Source organism: Streptomyces sp. NPDC031265, from assembly GCF_055570295.1.
The window spans coordinates 100,760-116,187 of sequence record NZ_JBVIHM010000013.1; the positions used below are offsets into that span (position 1 = coordinate 100,760).

The 15,428-nt window shown below is 74.0% G+C and carries 11 protein-coding genes; 6 read left to right on the forward strand and 5 right to left on the reverse strand.

Annotated features, from left to right (window positions below; all coding sequences use genetic code 11):
- Positions 1–13 precede the first annotated feature (13 nt).
- Both metK and ACZ499_RS21155 read left to right on the forward strand, forming a co-directional pair.
- A complete protein-coding gene (gene metK / locus ACZ499_RS21150) occupies positions 14–1,222 on the forward strand; it encodes a methionine adenosyltransferase (RefSeq protein WP_371651198.1) in 1,209 nt (402 codons plus the stop codon).
- 97 nt (positions 1,223–1,319) lie between these two features.
- The gene (locus ACZ499_RS21155) at positions 1,320–3,467 is read left to right on the forward strand and encodes a primosomal protein N' (RefSeq protein WP_468676945.1); all 2,148 of its coding nucleotides are present in this window, start codon (positions 1,320–1,322) and stop codon (positions 3,465–3,467) included.
- 241 nt (positions 3,468–3,708) lie between these two features.
- Here the strand turns inward: ACZ499_RS21155 and ACZ499_RS21160 are convergent, their stop codons facing one another.
- Positions 3,709–4,242 carry a hypothetical protein gene (locus tag ACZ499_RS21160; protein ID WP_468676946.1) on the reverse strand — a complete coding sequence of 178 codons (534 nt, stop codon included), beginning with the start codon at positions 4,240–4,242 and terminating at the stop codon, positions 3,709–3,711.
- 281 nt (positions 4,243–4,523) lie between these two features.
- Here ACZ499_RS21160 and fmt point away from each other — a divergent pair, with 281 nt between their 5' ends.
- On the forward strand, positions 4,524–5,453 hold the full coding sequence (gene fmt, locus ACZ499_RS21165; protein ID WP_468676947.1) for a methionyl-tRNA formyltransferase: 930 nt from the start codon (positions 4,524–4,526) through the stop codon (positions 5,451–5,453).
- A 101-nt stretch (positions 5,454–5,554) separates the two neighbouring features.
- Positions 5,555–7,012 (forward strand): RsmB/NOP family class I SAM-dependent RNA methyltransferase, encoded by a 1,458-nt coding sequence (locus tag ACZ499_RS21170; protein WP_468676949.1) that lies wholly within the window; start codon positions 5,555–5,557, stop codon positions 7,010–7,012.
- 38 nt (positions 7,013–7,050) lie between these two features.
- On the opposite strand, the gene ACZ499_RS21175 is transcribed toward ACZ499_RS21170, so the two are convergent.
- The gene (locus ACZ499_RS21175) at positions 7,051–9,258 is read right to left on the reverse strand and encodes an MMPL family transporter (protein ID WP_468676951.1); all 2,208 of its coding nucleotides are present in this window, start codon (positions 9,256–9,258) and stop codon (positions 7,051–7,053) included.
- A 180-nt stretch (positions 9,259–9,438) separates the two neighbouring features.
- Here ACZ499_RS21175 and rpe point away from each other — a divergent pair, with 180 nt between their 5' ends.
- Together rpe and ACZ499_RS21185 are read left to right on the forward strand one after the other, a co-directional pair.
- Complete coding sequence (gene rpe, locus ACZ499_RS21180) at positions 9,439–10,122, forward strand: ribulose-phosphate 3-epimerase (RefSeq protein WP_385540467.1); 684 nt, start codon at positions 9,439–9,441, stop codon at positions 10,120–10,122.
- 79 nt (positions 10,123–10,201) lie between these two features.
- Positions 10,202–11,254: a sugar-binding transcriptional regulator gene (locus ACZ499_RS21185; protein ID WP_371651177.1), complete on the forward strand. Its 1,053-nt coding sequence runs from the start codon at positions 10,202–10,204 to the stop codon at positions 11,252–11,254.
- 120 nt (positions 11,255–11,374) lie between these two features.
- Here ACZ499_RS21185 and ACZ499_RS21190 read toward each other — a convergent pair whose 3' ends face one another.
- The 3 genes from ACZ499_RS21190 to ACZ499_RS21200 are packed head-to-tail and all read right to left on the reverse strand — an operon-like array spanning position 11,375 to position 15,411.
- Positions 11,375–12,532 (reverse strand): amidohydrolase family protein, encoded by a 1,158-nt coding sequence (locus tag ACZ499_RS21190; RefSeq protein WP_468676954.1) that lies wholly within the window; start codon positions 12,530–12,532, stop codon positions 11,375–11,377.
- A gap of 1 nt (position 12,533) precedes the next feature.
- On the reverse strand, positions 12,534–13,862 hold the full coding sequence (locus ACZ499_RS21195; protein ID WP_468676955.1) for a type I glutamate--ammonia ligase: 1,329 nt from the start codon (positions 13,860–13,862) through the stop codon (positions 12,534–12,536).
- Positions 13,863–13,866: 4 nt separating this feature from the next.
- On the reverse strand, positions 13,867–15,411 hold the full coding sequence (locus tag ACZ499_RS21200) for an ATP-dependent DNA ligase (protein ID WP_468676957.1): 1,545 nt from the start codon (positions 15,409–15,411) through the stop codon (positions 13,867–13,869).
- Between the last annotated feature and the right edge of the window lie 17 nt (positions 15,412–15,428).

Sequence of the window (15,428 nt, forward strand, 5' to 3'; positions counted from 1 at the left end):
CCCAGGGAGCATTGTGTCCCGTCGTCTGTTCACCTCGGAGTCCGTGACCGAGGGTCACCCCGACAAGATCGCTGACCAGATCAGCGACACGATCCTCGACGCGCTCCTGCGCGAGGACCCGACGTCCCGTGTCGCCGTGGAGACCCTGATCACCACGGGTCTGGTCCACGTAGCGGGCGAGGTCACGACCAAGGCGTACGCGCCGATCGCCCAGCTGGTCCGCGACAAGATCCTGGAGATCGGGTACGACTCGTCGAAGAAGGGCTTCGACGGCGCGTCCTGCGGCGTCTCGGTCTCCATCGGCGCGCAGTCCCCGGACATCGCGCAGGGTGTCGACACCGCGTACGAGAAGCGGGTCGAGGGCGATGAGGACGAGCTCGACAAGCAGGGCGCCGGCGACCAGGGCCTGATGTTCGGCTACGCGTGCGACGAGACGCCCGAGCTGATGCCGCTCCCGATCCACCTGGCGCACCGCCTCTCGCGCCGGCTGTCCGAGGTGCGCAAGAACGGGACCATCCCCTACCTGCGCCCCGACGGCAAGACCCAGGTCACCATCGAGTACGACGGCGACAAGGCCGTCCGCCTCGACACCGTCGTCGTCTCCTCGCAGCACGCGAGCGACATCGACCTGGACTCGCTGCTCGCCCCGGACATCCGCGAGTTCGTCGTCGAGCACGTGCTCAAGCAGCTCGTCGAGGACGGCATCAAGCTGGACACCGACGGCTACCGCCTGCTGGTCAACCCGACCGGCCGCTTCGAGATCGGCGGCCCGATGGGCGACGCCGGTCTGACCGGCCGCAAGATCATCATCGACACGTACGGCGGCATGGCCCGCCACGGCGGCGGCGCCTTCTCGGGCAAGGACCCGTCCAAGGTCGACCGCTCCGCGGCGTACGCGATGCGCTGGGTGGCGAAGAACGTCGTCGCCGCCGGCCTCGCGGCCCGCTGCGAGGTCCAGGTCGCGTACGCGATCGGCAAGGCCGAGCCGGTCGGTCTCTTCGTCGAGACCTTCGGCACCGCCACGATCGACACGGACAAGATCGAGACCGCCATCGCCGAGGTGTTCGACCTCCGCCCGGCCGCGATCATCCGCGACCTCGACCTGCTCCGCCCGATCTACGCCCAGACCGCCGCGTACGGCCACTTCGGCCGCGAGCTCCCCGACTTCACCTGGGAGCGCACGGACCGCGTGGACGCGCTGCGCAAGGCCGCGGGCCTGTAACCGACCCGGCTTCCCGACGGCCCCGGACCACTGCGGTCCGGGGCCGTGGTGCGTCCGGGCCCGGCCACTGTCAGTGCCGTCTGGTAGGAATTTGGCTGTGAGCAGCGAGAACGAGAAGCCGGATGGGGGCGCCGAGGGGGGCGGGGCGGAGCAGCTCGCACTCATTCGGGAGACCGTGCGCAAGGCCAAGGTGCCCAAGGCCAAGCCGCGGACCTGGCGCGGGGCCGCCCTTGCCAAGGGGCTGCCCGTGGCGCGGGTCGTGGTGGACAAGGGCGGCGTCCACCTCGACCGGTTCTTCGACTACGCGGTCCCGGAGGAGCTGGACGCGGACGCGCAGCCGGGGGTGCGGGTGCGGGTGCGGTTCGGGGCCGGGGCGCGCCATGTGCAAGGCGGGCGCCGGGAGGGCGGCGGGCTGATCGACGGGTTCGTGGTCGAGCGCCTCGCCGAGTCCGACTACTCGGGGCCGCTCGCCGCGCTGGCCAGCGTCGTCTCGCCGGAGCGGGTGCTCAGCCCCGAGATGCTGGCCCTGGCCCGGGCGGTCGCCGACCGGTACGCGGGCAGCCTGGCGGACGTGCTGCAGCTCGCGGTGCCGCCGAGGAACGGAAGGGCCGAGGCGAAGCCTTCGCCCGAGCCGCCGGAAGCACCGCCGGTGCCGGACGCGGGGACCTGGGTGCGGTACGGCAACGGGGGCGCCTTCCTGCGCGCGCTGTCCGCGGGCGGGGCGCCGCGCGCGGTGTGGACCGCGCTGCCCGGGGCGTCCTGGGCCGACGAGATCGCCCGGGCCGTCGCGGCCACGCTCGCGGGCGGGCGCGGCGCGCTGGTCGTGGTGCCCGACGGGCGCAGCGCCGGGCGGGTCGACGCCGCGCTCACGGCGCTGCTCGGAGAGGGGCGGCATGCGCTGCTGACCGCCGAGTCCGGCCCGGAGAAGCGGTACCGGCAGTGGCTGGCGGTGCGGCGGGGATCGGTGCGGGCCGTGGTCGGGACCCGGGCCGCGATGTTCGCCCCGGTCGAGAAGCTCGGCCTGGTGGTCGTCTGGGAGGACGGCGACTCCAGCCACAGCGACGACCACGCGCCCTTCCCGCACGTCCGCGAGGTCCTCGAACTGCGCGCCACCCACGACAAGTGCGCGTTCCTGCTGGGCAGTACGAGTTGTACGGTCGAGGCCGCGCAACTCGTCGAGAGCGGCTGGGCGGCGCCGCTGGTGGCCGACCGGGCCACCGTACGGGCGGCCGCGCCGCTGGTGCGCACCGTCGGGGACGGCGAGCTGGCCCGGGACGAGGCGGCGCGCGCCGCCCGACTGCCCAGCCTCGCCTGGCAGGTCGTCCGGGACGGGCTGAAGAGCGGCCCTGTCCTGGTCCAGGTGCCCCGGCGGGGCTACGTACCCCGGCTGTCCTGCGAGCGGTGCCGGACGCCCGCGCGCTGCCGCCACTGCGCAGGACCCCTGGAGGCGCCGGACGAGCGGGACCTGCGATGCGGGTGGTGCGGGCGGGGTGAGCCGGAGTGGCGCTGCGCGGAGTGCGGCGGTGTACGGCTGAGGGCGCGCGTCGTCGGGGCGCGCCGGACCGCCGAGGAGCTCGGCCGGGCGTTCCCGGCGGTGCCGGTACGGACCTCCGGGCGCGACCACGTGCTGGACAGCGTGCCCGGGCGCCCCGCGCTCGTCGTCTCCACGCCGGGCGCCGAGCCGGTCGCCGAGGGTGGTTACGCGGCGGCGCTGCTCCTCGACGGCTGGGCGATGCTCGGGCGGCCCGATCTGCGCGCCGGGGAGGAGGCGCTGCGGCGCTGGATCGACGCCGCCTCGCTGGTGCGCGGCCAGGACGAGGGCGGCACGGTGGTGGTGGTCGCCGAGCCGACCCTGCGGCCGGTCCAGGCCCTGGTCCGCTGGGACCCGGTCGGCCACGCCCTGCGCGAGCTGTCCGAGCGGGCCGAACTGGGCTTCCCGCCGGTTTCCCGGATGGCCGAGGTCCTGGGCCGGGCGGAGGCGGTCGGGGCGTTCCTGGCGAGCGCTCAGCTGCCGCCCGACGCACAGGTGCTCGGCCCGGTCCCGATGCGGCCGAGCGAGCCGGGCCGCGCCCGGCGCCCCGGTGACCCCCCGGTGGGGGAGACCTGGGAGCGGGCCCTGATCCGGGTGCCTCCCGGCAGCGGCTCGGCCCTGGCCGCCGCGCTGAAGACCGCTCAGGCCGTACGGCTGGCGCGCGGGGGCGGGGACCCGGTGCGGATCAGGGTGGACCCGCCGGACATCGGCTGAGGGGCTGCGCCGTGGGCGGGGCGCGTGGGTGGGGCTGCTGGGGGCGGCGGCCCGGCCCGTGCACCCGGCGCCCCGTGCACCCGGCGCCCTTTGCACCCGGGGTGCCCAGCCCAACGCCCGGGGTCCCAGCCCCGTGACATCCCGGCGTGCTCCGCCCCGTACGCCCTCCGGAGCCGTGCAGACAGGTGCCCTCGGCGCGCATTCAGATGCGACGAGGGCACGAAAAGCTTCAGGGGTGTGGTCAACCGTTGCGCGGGCCCGGGAACGCCGTCGTGCGGGCCTCCTCGCGCAGCGACTGCGTGGTCGCCGTCGGCTGGGGCGGCATCGAGCGCGCGGCTGGCACCGCCGGGATCCCGGCGGGGACCGGCAGGGTGCGCGTCACGGTCGCCTCCTCGGCCGGGAGCTCCGCCTCGGCGGTCTGGGCGGCGGCCCGCCGCGCCCCGTAACGCCGGTGCACCGCCTGCTTGGTGACCCCCAGCGCCGAACCCACCGCGTCCCACGAGAAGCCCAGGGAGCGGTCGAAGTCCACCGCCGCCGTCACCAGGGTCTCTACGCTGTCCCGCAGCTCCTGGGCGAGCCGGACGGTGGGGGCGGGAGCCCTGCCGTAGACGACGAAGCCCGTGGACGGGCCGGAGCGGCGCGGACGGTAGACGTTGCCGAGCTGGGCGGTGAGGGTGCGCAGCGCGTCCACCTGCCGGCGGACCCGCTCGATGTCCCGCACCAACAGGTGCAGACTGGCCCGTGCCTGGGCGTCGTGGGTTGCGTGGTCGGCCATGAACAAGCCTCTCGAACCGGCGTTGTTGAAAAGGGATCGGGCCGCAAGCGCGGCCCGTTTCGGTCAATCTCTTTTGACCAACGCGCCACCTGGTGTTGTGGTCACGCTGCGGGGGCGTATGGGGATATGCAGAGGGCGCGCGCGGCCGCGTACGCCCCTGTCCCCGTGGCGCGTGTGAGACGCCCCGGCGGGACACCCGGCGGCCGGCCGGGACACCCAACCGGCCGGCCGGGACACCCAATAGACTGGGCGTCGCTCTCTACAAAGCGAGGTACCCCCCAGTGAAGCTCGTCTTCGCAGGCACCCCCGAGGTCGCCGTTCCCGCCCTGGACGCCCTGATCGCCTCCGGCCGCCACGAGGTCGCCGCAGTGGTGACCCGGCCCGACGCGCCCGCCGGACGCGGCCGCCGGCTGGTGGCCAGCCCCGTCGCCCAGCGCGCCGAGGAGGCCGGCATCGAGGTGCTGAAGCCGGTGAAGCCGCGCGACGAGGACTTCCTGGCGCGGCTGCGCGAGATCGCCCCCGACTGCTGCCCCGTCGTCGCCTACGGGGCGCTGCTGCCGCAGGTGGCGCTCGACATCCCGGCCCACGGCTGGGTGAACCTGCACTTCTCGCTGCTCCCCGCCTGGCGCGGCGCGGCCCCGGTCCAGCACGCGCTGATGGCGGGCGACGAGATCACCGGCGCCTCCACGTTCCTGATCGAGCGAGGGCTCGACTCCGGTCCGCTGTACGGGACGGTGACCGAGGTCGTCCGCCCCACCGACACCAGCGGCGACCTGCTGACCCGGCTCGCGTTCGCCGGTTCCGGGCTGCTCGCCGCGACGATGGACGGCATCGAGGACGGCTCCCTCAAGGCCGTTCCGCAGCCCGCCGACGGGATCACCCTCGCCCCGAAGATCACCGTCGAGGACGCGCAGATCGACTGGTCCGCCCCGGCGCTCCGGGTCGACCGCGTCGTGCGCGGCTGCACCCCGGCCCCGGGTGCCTGGACGGTCTTCCGCGGCGAGCGGCTCAAGCTCGTCCAGGCGGCGCCGGTCCCGGACCGTACGGACCTGGCGCCGGGCGAGCTGTCCGCCGGCAAGAACAACGTGTACGTCGGCACCGGCTCGCACGCCGTCGAGCTGCTCTGGGTCCAGCCCCAGGGCAAGAAGCCGATGAAGGGCGCGGACTGGGCGCGGGGCGTGCGCATCGCTGCGGACGAGCACGTCGGCTGACCCGGGGCTCGGCCGGGCGGGGCCGACCCGGGTGGGGGCGCGCGGCGAACAGTCGTACGCTGGTCGGGTTCGCACCATCTGACCAGCGGAGCACCTTTCACGTGAACGATCAGCCGCACAGCCGTCCCCGGAACAGCGACGGCAAGGGCGGTGGCAAGCCGTACCGCCGCCCCAAGAAGGACCCCGTCCGCATCCTCGCCTTCGAGGCGCTGCGCGCCGTCGACGAGCGGGACGCGTACGCCAACCTCGTACTGCCGCCGCTGCTGCGCAAGGCCCGCGAGGGCGGGAACTTCGACGGCCGCGACGCGGCGCTCGCCACCGAGCTCGTCTACGGCACGCTGCGCCGCCAGGGCACCTACGACGCGATCATCGCCGCCTGCATCGACCGGCCGCTGCGTGAGGTGGACCCGCCGGTCCTCGACGTGCTCGCGCTCGGCGCGCACCAGCTGCTCGGGACCCGGATCCCGAGCCACGCGGCGGTCTCCGCCAGCGTCGAGCTCGCCCGCGTGGTGCTCGGCGACGGCCGGGCCAGGTTCGTCAACGCCGTGCTGCGCAAGATCGCGGCGGACGACCTGGACGGCTGGCTGGAGAAGGTCGCACCCCCGTACGACGACGACGCCGAGGACCATCTCGCGATCGTGCATTCGCACCCGCGATGGGTCGTCTCGGCGCTCTGGGACGCCCTGGGCGGCGGCCGTGCGGGCATCGAGGACCTCCTGGAGGCCGACAACGAGCGGCCCGAGGTGACCCTGGTCGCCCGCCCCGGCCGGTCCACCACCGACGAGCTCATGGACGCGCTCGGCGAGGAAAGCGCGCTGCCCGGCCGCTGGTCGCCCCATGCCGTACGGATGGCCGAGGGCGGCGAGCCGGGCGCGCTCGACGCCGTGAAGGACGGCCGGGCCGGTGTGCAGGACGAGGGCAGCCAGCTGGTGGCCATCGCACTCGCGAACGCTCCGATCGAGGGGCGGGACGAGCGCTGGCTGGACGGGTGCGCGGGCCCCGGCGGCAAGGCGGCCCTGCTCGCCGCGCTGGCCGCCGAGCGCGGAGCCGCCCTGCTCGCCTCCGAGAAGCAGCCCCACCGGGCCCGCCTTGTGGAGCGCGCGCTCGCCGGCAACCCCGGCCCGTACCAGGTGATCGCGGCCGACGGCACCCGGCCGCCGTGGCGGGAGGGCTCCTTCGACCGGGTCCTGATGGACGTGCCGTGCTCCGGGCTCGGCGCGCTGCGCCGCCGTCCCGAGGCCCGGTGGCGCCGCCGCCCCGAGGACCTGGAGGGTTTCGCACCGCTCCAGCGCGGGCTGCTGCGCGAGGCGCTCTCGGCGGTCCGGGTGGGCGGCGTGGTCGGTTACGCGACCTGCTCGCCGCACCTCGCCGAGACGCGGATCGTGGTGGAGGACGTGCTCAAGGGCCGGGGCGGGGCTCCCGTCGAGGCCGAGTGGATCGACGTACGGCCGCTGATGACGGGCGTCGCGGGCCTGGGCGAGGGCCCCGACGTACAGCTGTGGCCGCATCTGCACGGGACGGACGCGATGTATCTGGCGCTGCTGCGGCGCACGGCGTGAGAGAAGGGCCCGGAGCGTCGACTCCGGGCCCTTTCCGGCTAGTCGGGGGCGTCCGCGCGGCCATGTCCGACCCCCGCCGGTACCGCCGCCGGGCCCTCCTCAGGGTCCCGCGACAGCCGGTGCGGCCACCACACCCGCCGCCCCACGTCCAGGAACAGCGACGTCACCAGGATCGAGCGGACGATGAAGGTGTCGAGCAGGACGCCCAGCGCCACCGCGAAGCCGATCTCGGCGAAGGCCACCATCGGCAGGGTGCCGAGCACCGCGAAGGTGCCCGCCAGGACGAGGCCCGCGGAGGTGATCACCGCGCCGGTGGCAGCGAGGCCGGTCACGACACCCCGGCGGGTGCCCTGGCGGGCCGCCTCCTCGCGGATGCGGGTGGACAGGAAGATGTTGTAGTCGATGCCCAGCGCCACCAGGAAGACGAAGACGAAGAGCGGGAAGTCGGTGGACTCGCCCGCGTAGTCGAAGAGATGACGGAAGGCGAGCGCGCTGATGCCGAGCGCCGCCGCGAACGACAGCACGACCGTCGCGATCAGCAGCAGCGGCGCGACCAGCGCCCGCAGCAGGATGCCCAGGACGCACAGCACCACCAGCAGCACCAGCGGGATGACCAGCTTGTTGTCGTGCGTGGTGGCCTTCTCCATGTCCAGGACCGCGGCCGTGCCGCCGCCCACCCGGGCATGGGCGCCGGGCACCGCGTGGACCGCGTCCCGCACCCGCTCCACGGTCGCGTGCGCGGCGTCGCTGTCCGGGCTCGCGGTCATCGTGGCTTCGAGCAGGACCTCGCCGTCGTGCTCGGCCGCGGTGCCCGGTGGCACGCCGATCGACGCGGGCACCACGCCGTCGGTGGCCGCGACGGCCCGGCGCACCTCCGCCGCCTTGTCCGCCGCCGTGATGATCACCAGGGGATCGCCGCTGCCCGCCGGGAAGTGCTTCGCCTGCACCTCCGCGCCCACGATCGAGTCCGGTCTGCCGGTGAACGAGTCCGCGTTGCTCAGCCCGTTCGCCTTCAGTTGGAGCAGGCCGAGCGAGCATGCCGCGAGTATCACGGCCGTCGTCACCCAGACCGTACGGGGACGGGTGGCGATGCGTCGGCCGGTGTGGGCCCAGACCCCGCGCGCGGTCGGGTCGGGGGAGCCGAACACGGGCTTGACCGGCCAGAAGATCCAGCGGCCGAAGATCACCAGGAGTGCCGGGAACAGCGTGAGCATGGCGAGCAGCGCGACCGCGACGCCGATGGCCGCGACCGGGCCGAGGCCCTTGGTGGAGTTCATCTCGGCCACCATCAGGACCAGCATGCCGAGGACGACCGTCGCGCCGCTGGCGAGGACCGCCGGCCCGGCCCGGTGCAGGGCGAGCGCCATCGCCTCGTGGCGGTCCTCGTGGCGGCGCAGTTCCTCGCGGTAGCGGGAGACGAGCAGCAGCGCGTAGTCGGTGCCCGCGCCGAAGACCAGCACGGTGAGGATGCCCGCGCTCTGGCCGTTGACGGTCAGGCCCGCGTGCCGGGCCAGCAGATAGATCAGCGCCTGCGCGGCGGAGAGCGCCCAGACCACGGAGATCACCGGCACCAGGATCAGCGTGGGGCTGCGGTACGTGATCAGGAGCATCACCACGACCACCGCGAGCGCCGAGAAGAGCAGGGTCGAGTCGATGCCGGAGAAGGCCTTGGCGAAGTCGGCCGAGGTGCCGCCCGGGCCGGTGATGTGCACCTGGAGCCCGCTGTCGCCGGTGCCCGACCGGTCGCGCAGCCGGTCCGCGGCGTCCGCGATGTGGTTCCAGCCGTTCTTGTCCATCTTGATCGGCACGAGGATCTGCGCGGCGGTGGCGCCGGAGTCGAACTGCGGGCCCTGGACGCGGGCACCCTGGATCCCGTCCGCGCTCATCCCGCGCATCGCCGTCGCGTCGGCGCCGATCTTCTGCTTGTCGGCGAGGGTGAGGCCGCCGTCGCGCGCGTAGACGACGACCGCCGGGATCTCCTCCGGCCTGAAAGCCTTGGCGGAGTCGAAGACTTGGGTGGACTCCGCGCTGCCGGGCAGCCACGAGGTGGCGTCGTTGTCCTGGGCGTCGGTGAGCTTCTGGGCGAGCGGGAAGGCGACCGCGACCACGATCAGCCAGAGGACGAGCACCAGCCATTTGGTGCGGCGTCCGCAGACGAGCCACGCGACTCCGCGGGGGCCGGGGCCCTGCCCGGCCGCCGAGGGGCGTTCTTCGCTCTGGTCAGGGTGAGTGCGCGCGTCGGACATCACGTCCCCCATCGGCCCGCGGACGGCGCGGGATGCCGCTCCCGAAATGGCCTGAAACCTCAGGATTACACGGAGTCTCCCGGCCCGGCGAGTCGCAGGAGAGACGTAGGTCTCGTGTCCCGGGGGCCCCGAATCCGTACCGTGGCAGGCAAGTGGTGCGAGGCATGGCAGGCTTGGGGCATGGCTCAGATCAACCCCAGCATTCTCTCCGCCGACTTCGCGCGGCTCGCCGAAGAGGCCAAGGCCGTCGAGGGCGCCGACTGGCTGCACGTGGACGTCATGGACAACCACTTCGTGCCGAACCTCACGCTCGGCGTGCCGATCGTGGAATCCCTGCGCCGGGCGACGGAGACCCCGCTGGACTGCCATCTGATGATCGAGGACCCGGATCGATGGGCCCCGCAGTACGTCGAGGCGGGGGCCGGATCGGTCACCTTCCACGCGGAGGCCGCCGCCGCCCCGGTGCGGCTCGCGCGCGAGATCCGGGCCAAGGGGGCGCGGGCGTCGATGGCGCTCAGGCCCGCGACGCCCATCGAGCCGTACGAGGACCTGCTGCCCGAGCTGGACATGCTGCTCATCATGACCGTGGAGCCGGGCTTCGGCGGCCAGCCGTTCCTGGACGTGATGCTGCCGAAGATCCGCCGCACCCGGGAACTGATCTCCAAGCACGGCCTCGAACTGTGGCTCCAGGTGGACGGCGGGGTCTCCGCGACGACCATCGAGCGGTGCGCGGAGGCGGGCGCGGACGTCTTCGTGGCCGGGTCGGCCGTATACGGAGCCAACGACCCCGCCGACGCGGTGCGTACCCTGCGCTCCATGGCGGAACGGAGCACGGCGAGCGCCCCATGGGCATGCGGCCACTGAGCCACGGCTCGGTGAACGCGGCCCTACGGGGCTGATCAAGGACCGTTGGATCTGACAGGATGAACAACGAGTCCAGAGTGTGAACAGCAGTGAGGAGATCGCGGTGTCTGCAATGTCGGCGGGTCGGTCAGCCCTGCGGATGGGACCCGCGGAGCTGGTGCAGGCGGCGGCCATGGCCCGCCGCTTCTATCTGGAGGGCAAGTCCAAGATCCAGATCGCCGAGGAGTTCGGCGTCAGCCGCTTCAAGGTGGCCCGGGTCCTGGAGACCGCCCTTGAGCGCGACCTGGTGCGGATCGAGATCCGCGTCCCGGCGGAGCTGGACGCGGAGCGCTCGGACGCGCTGCGCGCCCGGTACGGGCTGCGGCACGCCGTCGTCGTCGAGTCCCCGGAGGCCGGCGAGGACGAGTCGTCGCCCGACCCGGAGAACCTGGGCGAGGTCGCCGCGGACCTGCTCGGCGAGCTGGTCAGCGAGGGCGACGTCCTCGGCCTGGCCTGGGGCCGGTCCACCATCCACATGGCCGCGGCCCTCGACCGGCTGCCGCCGTGCACGGTCGTGCAGCTCACCGGGGTGTACGACGCGGGCACGGCCGAGCGCGGCTCGGTGGAGGCCGTACGGCGCGCCGCCCAGGTCTCCGGCGGTGACGCCCACCCCATCTACGCGCCGATGCTGCTGCCGGACGCGGCCACCGCGGCCGCGCTGCGCAACCAGACCGGGATCGCGCGGGCCTTCGAGTACTTCGACAAGGTGACGGTGGCGGCGGTCTCCATCGGCTCGTGGGAGCCGGGCATCTCCACGGTGCACGACATGCTGACCGACGAGGAGCGGGCGCACTACGCCTCGCTCGGCGTCGCGGCCGAGATGTCCGCGCACCTCTTCGACGCGGACGGCCGACGGGTCGGCCGGGACCTCGGGGAGCGGTGCATCACCGTCGAGGCGGACCGGCTGCGGCGGATCCCGGAGGTCGTGGCGATCGCCGGGGGGCAGCGGAAGGCTTCCGCGATCGATGCGGTGCTGCGGTCGGGCCTCGTCACCAGTCTGGTGACGGACACCGCCGCGGCGGACTTCCTGCTGCACGAGACCGGTGCGCAGCCTCGGCCCGCGCTGGACCGGGCCGACCCCGACGGGGACTGAGCCCCTCGTCGGTGTCGGTCCGTTTCCGGGGCTTCGCCCCGGGCCCCGTTCGCCTGCGGACCCGTAGGGGCTTGTCGCGCCCACGCGGCGGAGCCGCACAATGTCACAGCCCCGCGCCCCTCACGGGGCGCTGTACACCCGCTCGGCGTTCTTGCTCGCGATGAGCTCCGCCACCCTGGCCGCGTCCGCGTGAGCCCACGCGCCCGACGCCGTCCAGGTTTCCAGCAGCTCATCCAGGCCCTCCCTGAAGAGGCGGGCCCCCACCACGTACAGCTCGGGCAGGCCGTAGGCGTCGGTGGAGAAGAGGAGCTTGCCGAACGGGGTGAGCTCCAGCATCTCGGCCAGTACGGCACCGGCCCGGGCGCCCGTGTGGCTGAGGGTGAGCCCCATGTCCGCGTACACATGCGGATACACATGGGCGAGGTAGGCGGCGTTGCGGTGGTACGGGTAGCCGTGCAGCAGGATCAGCGGGGTGCCGGAGCGGCGCGTGGCCCGGATGAAGTCGGTCAGGAGCAGCGGGTCGCAGCGGTGCAGCCGTAGGTCCGGGTCGCCGAAGCCGGTGTGCAGCTGGAGCGGGAGCCGGGTGGCCACCGCCGACCACAGCAGATGGCGCAGCAGGACCGGATCCTTGAGACGGTCGTCCTTCGGCCGTTTTTTCAGCCAATTCGCCGCCGCGTCGCGCACCTCGTGGAGCTCGGGCGGCTCGGGGGCGAGGTCGAGCCCGTACCGGTAGGCGGCCACCGACTTGAAGCCCACGGCCGTGGTCGCCGCCGAGCGGATCCCCGCCGCCAGCTCCGCCAGGAACGCGTCCGCGTCCCGGGCCGTGTCGGCGGCGAGCTCGGCCAGCCGCTCCAGGCGCACGATCTCGTGGACGGGGGCGCCGCTCAGCTCGGCGAGTTCGTCGGGCCCCGTGATGTCTCCGGGGAGTCCGGTGTCCATGACGTACGCGCCGATGCCGCTGCCCCGCAGCAGCAGCCGGGTCGCCTCGCGGGCGCCGAGCTCGTGGCGCCGCGCCAGATAGCGCTCCGGCGTGCAGTGCGGCTCCAGGCCGAGCAGCGGCGGGCACCAGCGGCGCACCGCGAAGCCGAGCTGGGTGTCGAAGAAGCTGGTCCCGGGCGCGGCGGGCCCGTCTGCCTCGGTCAGGAACGCCTCGAAGGCGGCCGGGCCGGGGTCGGTGCGCAGCACACCGTGGCAGTGGTGGTCGAGCAGGGTGCCCGGGGGTGACTCGACCGCCGCGTTCCCGGGCGAGCCCGTCGCCGCCCCCTCCCGTCCCGTCACCTCAGTACCTTCCCCGCGTCGCGTCCGCGATCTCCTGGGCGGACTTGCCCTCGAACAGGGCCGACTCCGCCTTGCGGACCGCCGCGAACGCCTCGAAGAGCGGGTCGCCCATCGCCTCGCGCAGGACCTCGGATGCGGTGAAGTGGCGCAGCGCCTCGGGCAGGGAGGCGGGGAGCCGGGGGCGGCCGCCGACCACCGCCGGGTCGCCCGCGACGGGGTCGGGCAGCATCGCCTTGGCGTCGAGGCCCGCCAGACCGGCCGCGATCACCGCGCCCACCGCCAGATACGGATTGGCGGCCGGGTCGAAGCACTTGACCTCGGCGTTGGCGGTGTCCGGGGCGTCGGGTGTGCCGGCGATGAAGCGGAGGGCGGCCTCCCGGTTCTCCAGCCCCCAGCACTGGAACGCGCCGGCCCAGCGGGAAGGTTCCAGGCGGAGGTAGCTGGCGGGGGAGGGGGCGCCGATGGCGAGGAGGGCGGGCAGGGCCGCCAGGACGCCCGCGAGGAACGACTCGCCGTCGGCCGTCATGGCGAACCGGCCGTCCCCGCCGCCGCACAGGTTCCGGTCGTCCTGCCAGAGGCTGAGGTGGAGGTGGGCGCCGTTGCCGACGCCGCCCGCCGTGACGACCGGGCCGAAGAACGGGGTGAGCCCGTGCCGTACCGAGACCGCGCGGATCGTCTCGCGCACCAGCACCGCCAGATCCGCCGCCCCTACCGGATCGGTGGGGGCCACCGACACCTCGAACTGGCCCTCGGTGTACTCGGGGTGGATCTGGAGCACATCCACGTCCTGCTCCAGGAGTGCGCCGAGCACATCACCCACATACGCGGACCGCTCCACGATGCGCGCCATCCCGTACGCCGGGCCTTCGAGGGAGGGCGAGACCGTCCACTCCGTTTCGAAGCCCATCCGCAGCGAGAGGCCCCGCTCGGCGGCCCGGCGCGTCATCCGCCGGGCGAACAGCCGCTGGCAGCCCGGGTGTTCACCGCCCTGCTGGTCGTAGCGGTCGACCGGGGCCCACGCCCAGCCCGGCTGCCCGGCGAGCACGGTCAGCCGGTCCAGATCGGGGAAGAGCCGCAGATCGCCGTCCGGGCCGCCGCTGTAGCGGCTGGAGGTGGCCGAGTCGTCCACCAGGAAGGCGTCGAAGCACGGCGACATGCCGACCCCGCGCTCCACGGCCGAGGGGAGGCGACCCGCGGGCACCGCCTTCACACGGGCGATGCCCGCGTTGTCGACCGAGGTCAGCGCCACCGCGCGCACCCCCTCGGCGGCGAGTCGCGCCGCCTCCTGCCGGGCCCGCTGTACCCGCTCCCGCACCTGCTCCGACCGCACTTGTTCAGTCCCTCCCGCCGCCCAGTGCCTTCACCGTGGCGACCGTGTCCGCCTCCGAGGCGCTCTTGTCCTCGCGGTAGCGCACTACCCGCGCGAACCTCAGTGTCACCCCCTCCGGGTAGCGCGACGATCTCTGCACCCCGTCGAAGGCGATCTCTACGACGAGTTCCGGCCGCACCCGCACCCCCCACGGCTCCTCGGCCACCGCCAGTGCCCGCAGCCGCCCGGTCTGCCAGGCGAGCAGCGCGTCGGTGAGCCCCTTGAAGGTCTTGCCCAGCATGGCGAACGAGCCGTCCGGGCGGCGGGCGCCGAGGTGCAGATTGGAGAGCGTGCCGGTGCGCCGGCCGTGGCCCCACTCGGCCGCGAGCACCACCAGGTCGAGGGTGTGCACCGGCTTGACCTTGAGCCAGGAGGCGCCCCTGCGGCCCGCGCTGTACGCCGAATCCAGCGCCTTCACCACCACGCCCTCGTGGCCGCGCTCCAGCGTCAGGGCCGCGAACTCCCGTGCCGCCGCGCGCTGTTCGGGATCGTCCGGACCCTCCACCGTCACCCGCCGCACCCGGCGCGGCTCGGGCGTCACCCGGACGAGCTCGGCGCTCCGCTCCCGTACGGAGAGGTCCAGCAGGTCGCGGTCGTCCACCGAGAGCAGATCGAAAAAGACCGGAAACAGCGGCAACCGGTCCCGTGCGCCGGCCACATCCAGCCGTGAGCCGACCCGGCCCGCGATGTCCTGGAACTGCCGGGGCCGCCCCTCCCGGTCGAGCGCGATCACCTCGCCGTCGAGGATCGCCCGCTGCGCCGTCAACTCCCGGGCCGCGGCCACCACTTCGGGAAGCCGTCCGGTGATCTCGTCGAGCGTACGGGTGAAGACCCGCACCTCGTCGCCGTCGCGGTGCACCTGTACCCGGATGCCGTCGAGCTTCTCCTCCACCGCGCACGGGCCCAGCCGGTCGAGCGCCTCGTCCACGTCCTTGGCGGTGTGCGCCAGCATCGGCAGCACGGGCCGGCCCACGTCCAGCCGGAAGTCGGCCAGCGCCCCGGTGCCGCCGCCCAGGAGCGCTGCGGCCACCGTCCCCAGTGAGCCGCCGAGCATCACGGCGCGCCGCACGTCCGCCGCCGGGGCGCCGGCCGCCTCGGCGAGCCCCTCCACGGCGGCCGCGTCGAGCGCGCCCTGGCGGACCTCGCCGGTGATCAGGCCGAGGAGGAAACGCTGCTCCTCCTCGGTGGCGGCGGCCATCAGCTCCCGGGCCAGCCGCTTGCGCTCGCCCTGCGCGCCCTTGCCCGACAGGGCGGAGATCCGGTCGAGCGCCGCGTCGACCTCCTGGACCGTCAGGGAGGGGATCGCGGCGGGCGGCGGGCGGTCCTTGAGCGTGCTCCAGCCGAGCCCCGTGCGGCGCTGCGGCAGCCGTCCCGCGAGATAGGTGACCACCAGCGGGGCCTCGTCCGGCGCGGTCTCGCGGAACAGCGCGGCGAGCAGGGCGGACTTCTCCGTACGTGAGGAGGTCGCCGTGATCTCCCGGGAGGTGGTGGCCACATCGGCGAGGAGCATGGCCCCATCGTCACCCG